Annotated in this window: 8 protein-coding genes; 4 read left to right on the top strand and 4 right to left on the bottom strand. The window is 73.0% G+C overall.

The genetic code is table 11. From position 1 onward, the window contains the following. Positions 1-142 precede the first annotated feature (142 nt). From AOK15_RS34540 to AOK15_RS34530, 3 genes are all read left to right on the top strand, one after another. Entirely contained in the window at positions 143-754 is a 612-nt protein-coding gene (locus tag AOK15_RS34540) for a roadblock/LC7 domain-containing protein (protein ID WP_055522253.1), read from the top strand. A 14-nt stretch (positions 755-768) separates the two neighbouring features. Further along, positions 769-1143: a roadblock/LC7 domain-containing protein gene (locus AOK15_RS34535; protein ID WP_033524857.1), complete on the top strand. Its 375-nt coding sequence runs from the start codon at positions 769-771 to the stop codon at positions 1141-1143. Between the two features lie 105 nt (positions 1144-1248). Next, complete coding sequence (locus AOK15_RS34530; protein WP_055522252.1) at positions 1249-1968, top strand: lipoprotein; 720 nt, start codon at positions 1249-1251, stop codon at positions 1966-1968. A 212-nt stretch (positions 1969-2180) separates the two neighbouring features. Here the strand turns inward: AOK15_RS34530 and AOK15_RS34525 are convergent, their stop codons facing one another. The 4 genes from AOK15_RS34525 to AOK15_RS34510 form a co-directional block, all read right to left on the bottom strand. After that, entirely contained in the window at positions 2181-2774 is a 594-nt protein-coding gene (locus AOK15_RS34525; RefSeq protein WP_055522254.1) for a DUF6817 domain-containing protein, read from the bottom strand. A gap of 218 nt (positions 2775-2992) precedes the next feature. Beyond that, positions 2993-3589 (bottom strand): hypothetical protein, encoded by a 597-nt coding sequence (locus AOK15_RS34520; RefSeq protein ID WP_063799092.1) that lies wholly within the window; start codon positions 3587-3589, stop codon positions 2993-2995. A gap of 128 nt (positions 3590-3717) precedes the next feature. After that, positions 3718-4596 (bottom strand): MurR/RpiR family transcriptional regulator, encoded by an 879-nt coding sequence (locus tag AOK15_RS34515; protein WP_055522250.1) that lies wholly within the window; start codon positions 4594-4596, stop codon positions 3718-3720. A 324-nt stretch (positions 4597-4920) separates the two neighbouring features. Then, on the bottom strand, positions 4921-6507 hold the full coding sequence (locus tag AOK15_RS34510; RefSeq protein ID WP_055522249.1) for an alpha/beta hydrolase: 1587 nt from the start codon (positions 6505-6507) through the stop codon (positions 4921-4923). 230 nt (positions 6508-6737) lie between these two features. On the opposite strand from AOK15_RS34510, the gene AOK15_RS34505 reads away from it, so the two are divergent. Further along, positions 6738-7178: a hypothetical protein gene (locus tag AOK15_RS34505; RefSeq protein ID WP_055522248.1), complete on the top strand. Its 441-nt coding sequence runs from the start codon at positions 6738-6740 to the stop codon at positions 7176-7178. Positions 7179-7593 lie beyond the last annotated feature (415 nt).

Genomic DNA, 7593 nt, shown 5'->3' with positions numbered 1-7593 from the left:
AGATGTGTATAAGCGACACTCCCCGCACCGCCGTGGCCGCTGGTCACCGCCGACCCCGACATCGCCCTACTGCAAAGGCTCAGGGATGCGCTGGAGGCCCTTTGAGCGGCAGCGGGAGCGCCCCGCCGAGAGGAGATTACCCATGGCCGCCGAGGCGGAAGTCCTCGACGAACTGCACCGGTTGCGGGCACGAGTGCCCCAGCTGACCGGGGCGCTCGCGGCCAGCGTGGACGGGCTGGTGCTGGCCCACGACACCCCCGGCGTGGAGCCGGAGGGCCTGGCCGCACTCACCGCCGCCGCGCTGGGCGTCGCCGTACGCATCACCGACGCGGGCGGCCGGGGCGACCTCCGCGAACTGCTGCTGCGCGGCGAGCAGGGCTATGTGGCGACGTACGCGGCGGGTGCCTCCGCCGTGCTCACGCTGCTCGCCCAGGACCGCGTCAACGTGGGCCGGCTGCACCTGGAGGGCCGACGGACCGGCACCCGTATCGGGGAGCTGGTGGACGCCTCGCCCCGCCGCGCGGCCGACCCGGTCGCCGGGCGGGCCGCGATCAAGGCCCCGGCCGACACGACCGGGCGGAGCCCGGCCAGGTCCCTCGCCCAGACCACGCCCCCGGGCACCGAACCGACCACGTCGCAGACGCCGTCCAGGGCCACGGTCAGGTCGACCATGCCCCGCCGGACGCCCGGCGCCACGACCTCACGATCCACCCCCCGTACCGCTCCCAACGCACCGACAACGTCAGAGAGTTGAAAGGACCGCACACCATGGCCAACACCGAGACCGCACTCAAAGAGGCCCTCGCGTCGATCGAGGGCGCGACCGGCGCCGCCCTCGTCGACTACACCAGCGGCATGGCACTGGGCACGATCGGCGGCAGCAAGGGCTTCGACCTCACCGTCGCCGCTGCGGGCAACACGGACGTCGTCCGCGCCAAGTTGCGCACCATGGAGCACCTCGGCCTCAAGGGCGAGATCGAGGACATCCTGATCACCCTGTCCGACGCCTACCACCTGATCCGGCTGCTCACCGGCCGCGGCGGCAACGGCCTCTTCCTGTACCTGGTGCTCGACGCCAAGCGGGCCAACCTGGCGATGGCCAGGCACCAGTTGAAGAGGATCGAGGCGGAACTGGAGGTCTGACCCGCCCCAAGGCCCACCCACGAGGCGGCGCACCCCGACCGGGGCGCGCCGCCCAGGCGTACCCCACCGCGGGCTACCGTGTCCGCCTCGGGTCGAGAGGAGAAGGTGACGGTGCGCAGAGCGGTACGGGGGGCGGCGCTCGCCCAGGTGGCGGTGCTGGCCGGGCTGTTGGCGGGGTGCTCGCAGCCGGCGGAGGGGGACGGGGCCAAACCGTCGGCCTCGGCCGGCGGGGCGGCGGGCTCCGCCGGCTCCGGCAAGGGGGACGACGTCGCCGCGAGCGGCGGTTCGGTGGGCGCGGCCGGTTCCGCCTGCGAGCTGCCGGTCGCCTTCGACACGGCGGAGAACTGGAAGGCGGAGGCCATCGACACCGGCACCGGCACCGGCACCGGCACCGGCACAGGGGAGGGCGGGGACGAGGTCGCCGCCGAACTGGCCGAGGCGCTGCTGCACCAGGGCCCCTTCACCGCCGCGTGCGAGATCGACGCCAAGCCCGCCGGGAATATCGGCTTCATCCGGGTGTGGACCGGTGAGGCGGGTGCCGAGGCCGGGGACGCGCGGGCGCTGCTGATGGAGTTCGTGAAGGCCGAGGGCGACACCAGCAAGGCGAAGTACAGCGACTTCACCTCGGACTCCGAGGTCTCCGGCGCCGAGGTCGAGTACCTCTACACCAGTGAGGCGCTGGAGGAGACGAAGAAGGAGCGGGCCTTCCTCACCGTGACCGCCGACGGCCCCGTCGTAGTCCACCTCGGCGGCCTCGACACCGGGGAGCACGAGGACATGCTCCCGGCGTACGAGTTGGCCAGGCGGACGCTGCGCGCCATCTGAGCCGACCCTCCGGCGAAGCTCCGGGAATCGCCCCCGCAGGCTGTTCCGGCCCGGCACAGGGCAGAAGCCCCGGACGGACACCGATCGGGGGAGGTTCTCTTGTCCACCACAGGAACGACCGCCGGGGCTCCCGCGTGCGCCGAGGAGCCCGGCCTCAGACGTGTCCTCCGGGTGCGCGGCGAGGCATGACCCGGTGCCGGACCCCGGCTCGGTCAGGCGCCGCCTCCCCGTCGGGCGCCGCCCTCCTCCGGTCCGGCGAGCACGGCACGGCAGTCCCGCCAGGCCGCCTCGCCCAGCAGGGCGCGGAAGCCGGTGAACAGGGCGAGCAGTTCGGGACCCCACCGCTCGCGGAAGGCGGGGTCCACATCGGCGATGTCCAGTTCGTTGGCGGCCGACAGTTCGGCGAAGTCGCGCCGCAGCCGCGGCCCGGGGGTGTGGGAGCGGCCGGTGAAACGGTCGTGGAAGGCGCCGTCCGGCCGGGCGAGAGCGGGATAGGTGGCCGCGCGGTCGCAGGAGGCGTAGAGGTACACGATCGCCTCGGCCTCCTGGCCGATCACCGCCGCCAGCTCCGCGCGGCGGGTCGGCGCCAGCAGCGCCGTCGGGAAGCCGTCGGTGCCGTAGAACGCGTGCGACAGGCCCGCCAGACACAGCGCCGGGCGGGCGCCCCACGCCGCGAGCCGGTCCCGCACCCGCTGGAGATGAGCGAGCAGGGTGCCGCCGGGGTGCGCGACACCGGCGGCCCCGGACGCGCGCAGCAGCGCGAGGGCGCCCTCGGCCGCGGCGAAGCCGACGGGCACGACGGGCATGGCGGGCACGGCGGAATCAGCGGGCACGACGGGCACGGCGGGCACGGCGGAATCAGCGGGCACGGCCTCGTCCTTTCGGCGTGCGGAGCCTTCGATCGGCGCCCGTACGGCACCACGAAGATCCTCGGCCGGGGCCGCTGCCCCAGTCAATCCTGGGGTTTCCTTGCCTCTACCCAAGACAGAGCTATGAGGCCGTGCGCGGGCTGGTGGAGGGCCTCCTACGCCCGCCCGGCCGTCGTCGCCCTCGTGGGCCGTCTGCCGCCACCGGGTCCCGCGTCGCCCGCGCCGGCGCCCGTCGACCGGTAGGCGGTGACGCGCTTGCCCGCCGGGGCGCCGCCGCGGGACGAGAGCCAGTCCACACGGACCCACAGCAGATGTCCGTCGGCGCGTTCGCGGCGGCCGAGGCGGCCCGCCTTGAGCCACAGGCCCGTGCCGACGCCGGCCAGCAGCATCCCGCCCGCCGCCGGGACGGCGAACGACGAGGCGAACGCCGCGGCGAACGCGAGCAGCAGCCACCAGCGGTGTCCGCGCCGCCAGTTCCGCAGGGTCACCGCACGGTCCTGGAGCACATCGTGCTTGCCCGCCCGCGCGGCCCCGCGCGCCAGTTCCGCGTACCGTCCCCGTCGCGACGCCGCGACGACGACGGCCGCGACGATGAACAACGCCGCCCCGCCGAGCACCCCGATGCGCCGTCCCGTCATCCCCGACGGCACCAGACCGGCACCCGCCGCGATCACTCCGAGCCACCCCATGGGTGCCGCCCCGGCCCGTGCCACGACGGCCACCCGAGCCAGTCCCTGTCCTCCGCGCGCCACTCTCCCGCCTCCCGTGTCCCAGGTTCGGTTTCCCTGTCGTACGTCGGTCGCCAGGCACGTTAACCGGCGAAGGTGAAACGTGCCTGAGAAAGCGGGATACCACTCACCGGGCCGGAACCCAAGAGGTCCTACTCCACGAACAGTCCCCGGGCGGCGGCCTTCGCGTCGAACTCCTCCAGCCGCGCCTGCGCCTGGGGCAGGTCGTCGCACATGGCCTCCAGCAGCACCCGCCCGAGCAGCATCGGCGCGCAGGCGGTGTCGAAGGCCAGGCCGGTCCCGACGGCGGCGGGGAGCAGCAGGTCGGAGACCTTGGCGACGGGTGCGAACGCGGAGTCGGCGACGGTGACGACCGTCAGCCCGGCCTCCTTGGCGTAAGCGAGGCTGTCGACGACCTCGCGCGGGTGCCGGGGCAGCGCGAAGCAGAGCAGCGCGGTCGCCCCGGCGCGTACCGCCGCGTCGATCCGGTCGTGGAGCATGCTGCCGCCCTCGTGCAGCAGTCGTACGTCGGGGTGGACCTTCCCGGCGAAGTACGCGAAGCCGTACGCCTGGGCGGCGGCGGCCCGCAGGCCGAGGACCGGCAGCGGCCTGGACGCGGCGAGCAGCCGCCCTGCGCGTGCCACCGGGGCGGGGTCGGCAAGGACCTCGGCCAGATGGCGCAGGTTCTCGATCTCGGCCTCGACGGCCTGCTGGTACTCGTTCAGGGCGGCGGTGGCCGAGGCAGGTTCGGCGGGCGCGACCTCGCGCAGGTGCCGGCGCAGCGCCGGGTATCCGTCGAAGCCGAGCGCCACCGCGAACCGGGTCACGGACGGCTGGCTCACCCCGGCGAGTTCCGCCAGTTCCACGCTCGACAGGAAGGGCACGTCCGCGGCGCGCCGCACCATGCTGTGCGCGATCCGCCGCTGCGTGGGCGTCAGCCGGTGTCCCTCGAACAGGGTCTGGAGACGCACGGCGGGGCTGTCCGCACCGCCCGCCGCCCCCGTGCCGCCGGTGTTCCGCTCGGCGCTCATGGCGCGCTCCCCTTCCGCGTTCCTGCCCGCGCCGGAACGGCAGACGCGTCGCCGTCGGCGAGCGGCACGGCCCCGGCGACACCGAGTCCGCGGCCGCCCTGGACGACGAGAGCCGAGAACACCACCCGCGGCCTCCCTCGATCAGCGCAGTGCGGCACCCAGCCTATTCAGTCGCCGAGAAGTCTGCATGATCCTATGCACAGCTTTTCCTCCGGGGCCGTGCGTGACACTTCCGCCCGCCCGTCGGGGTTCGGCTCGTGCGCGGCTCGGTCCAGGCCCCCGGGACGCCTCCGCGGGCGGTCGGCGTCCCGGGGGCTCCGGCGGTCAGAAGCGGTCGGCCATCCCCGGGATGCCGGGAGGCGTGGGGAGCGGCAGCGGGTTGGGGGTGGCGCGCTCCTCCGCGCCCGGACGGGCCTTGCAGGTGACGTCCTTCGCCGGGAGCTTGCCGGTGGTCAGGTAGGCGGTGGCCGTCTTGTCGGCGCACGACTTGTTGCCGTAGATGCCGTGTCCGACGCCTCCGGCGACGGTGACCATCTTCGAGCCCTTCATGACGCGGCGCAGGCCCTGGCCGCTGGCCAGCGGCGTCTGGGAGTCCCACTCGTTCTGGAGGATCAGCGCGCCGACCTTGTTGTCGACCTTGGTGGCGGGCTCGCTGCCCTGCTTCTTCCAGAAGGCGCACGGCTTGATGGACGAGGCGAAGTCGCCGTACAGCGGGTACGTGGCCTTGTCCTTGATCGCGTCCTCGCGGTACTGCTCGGGGTCGCGCGGCCAGTTGCGGGTGTCGGCGCAGACGACGGCCCAGAAGGCGGCGTCGCCGTTGTCCTTGGGCACGGTCCGGCCGAAGGACGGCGGAACGGGCTCGGGCGTCCTGGGCTTACGGGTGCTGGACGGGGCCCTGTCCGCGGCCTTCTTCAGTTCGACGACCGCTTCGGCGACGTCGCGCGTGCCGCCGAAGAACATGGCCCGCAGGCCGGAGCGGATGTCGTCCCCGGTCAGCAGCGTGCCGTCGAGGTCGATGGGCTTGCGGTCGGCCCGGGCGACCAGGTCGTAGAACGTCGTGCGGACCGCCTCGGGAGTGGCGCCCAGCTTGTACGTGGCGTCCCGTGCGGCGGTCCACTCGGTCCAGCGGGTGAAGGCGGGCTCGGCGCCCTCCGCCCAGACCTGGATCATCCCGCGCCAGATCCGGGCCGGGTCGACGGCGCTGTCCAGCACGATGCGGTCGGAGCGCTTGGGGAACAGCTGCGTGTAGACGGCTCCGAGATAGGTGCCGTAGGAGTATCCGAGGTAGGAGATCTTCTTCTCACCGAGCACCGCGCGGATGACGTCCATGTCCCGGGCGGTGTTGCGGGTGGTGAGGTGGCGGAGCTTGTCGCCCTGCTTCTTGTCGCACTTCTCCGCGACGGTCCGGGCCCACTTCACGTCCTTGTCGAACGTCTCGGCCTTGTACGGCCGGTCCCAGTTCCGCTCGCCGGACGTCAGGCCGCAGCCGACGGGGGAACTCAGGCCGATGCCCCGCGGGTCGAAGCCGACGAGGTCGTACGTGTTCTTCACCGACTTCGGCAGTTCGCGGGCCATGTAGTACGGCATGTCGACGCCCGGACCGCCCGGACCGCCCGGGTTGAGCAGGAGCACACCGCGCCGTTCCTTCTTGGTGCTCGTGCGCATCCGGGATATCTCGAGGTCGAGCTTCTTGCCGCCCGGTTTGCGGTAGTCGAGCGGCACCTTGATCGTGGCGCACTGGAGGGAGGCGGGCAGCGACTTGTCGCAGCGGTGCCAGGCGGGCTTCTGCGTGAGGTAGGGGCGCAGGGGGTCGTTCGCGGCGGACGCCGCGGTGGGGGTCAGCACGGGAACCAGCGTGGTGACGGCGCTGACCGCCACGAGAAGGGCTGTTCGACTGTTGCGCGCGCGCATGAGGTCCTCGGGTCGATGGGTACGGGTCGCACTCATCCTGTCGATCACCGCGCGCGGCGTGATCCCTCCACGGGGCAGACCTTCTCCCACCTTGGGGGGAGGGGGAGTTGGGGCCGATAGTGCTGGAGTCGGACAACCTCGACCGGCTCTTTGCCGTCCGGGGTGAAAGAGGGGGGCTGTCCCCAGTGCCGGGCGGGTCGCGGCTGCCTACCGTGAGGGGCATGACCGGAATGGATGCCCGTGACACGCGGCTCGGGGACACCGAGCTGAAGAAGGAACTCGCCGCGACCCTGCACGCGCGCAGGGAGCTCGGGGAGGACTACGAGTCCGCCCTGGTGGAGTCGTTCCTGGAGAAGGTGGACCAGCGCATCGACGGCGCGGTCGACCGCCGGGTGAGGCGCCAGGTCGCGGAGCAGCAGATGGTGGTGGCCCGCGGCTCCCGCTCGCCCAGGTCCACCGATTCCTGGGGCGAGCGCTACGGCTTCGGCGTCGTCTCCCTCGTCGTCGCCATCCCGCTCTCCGGCATCGGCGGCGGCGTGGCCGAACTCCCCGGCCTCTTCGTCACCTGGGCGGGCATCGTCGGCGTGAACGTGGCCTGGGCGCTGCGCACGTCCCCGCGCCTGGGCAGCCGGAAGGGCGACAAGTCCGGTGACCCGGACTGGCAGGAGTAAGCGTGCGCCGTGCGCGAGGGATATGCGCGGGGACCGCCGCACCCCCGTGCGACGGGGGGCGGGACGACGGCGGTCCCCGCGGGGACGCGGGCCGGGTCAGGCCGGGCTTCGCGTCCATGGCGTCCATGGAGGTCCGGGAGCCGCTCCGGAGGTCCTTGACGCCGTTTCGGGTGCCGGCCTGGGCGGGAAGCCTCTCTCGCCCTGCCGACATCCCCTAATGTGCCGGACCCGTGTTAAGCGGGTGCTGCGCGGACGTGACGCGCTCGTACCACTTCTGCGAAGTCGTGGGCGATAGCCGCGCAATTCTTCACCCTTGCGGCCCTCTTGGAGCGATTCCTCCCGGTCGGCCTACTGCTTGACGCCGTCCTTGGCGAGGAACGACAGCAGGTCCTGTCGGCTGACGACCCCGGTCGGC

The sequence above is a fragment of the Streptomyces ossamyceticus genome (genome assembly GCF_001418475.1).
Taxonomy (GTDB): domain Bacteria; phylum Actinomycetota; class Actinomycetes; order Streptomycetales; family Streptomycetaceae; genus Streptomyces; species Streptomyces ossamyceticus.
The sequence above is the reverse complement of the archived record's forward strand: the minus strand, read 5'-3'. Positions and strand labels throughout refer to the sequence as shown.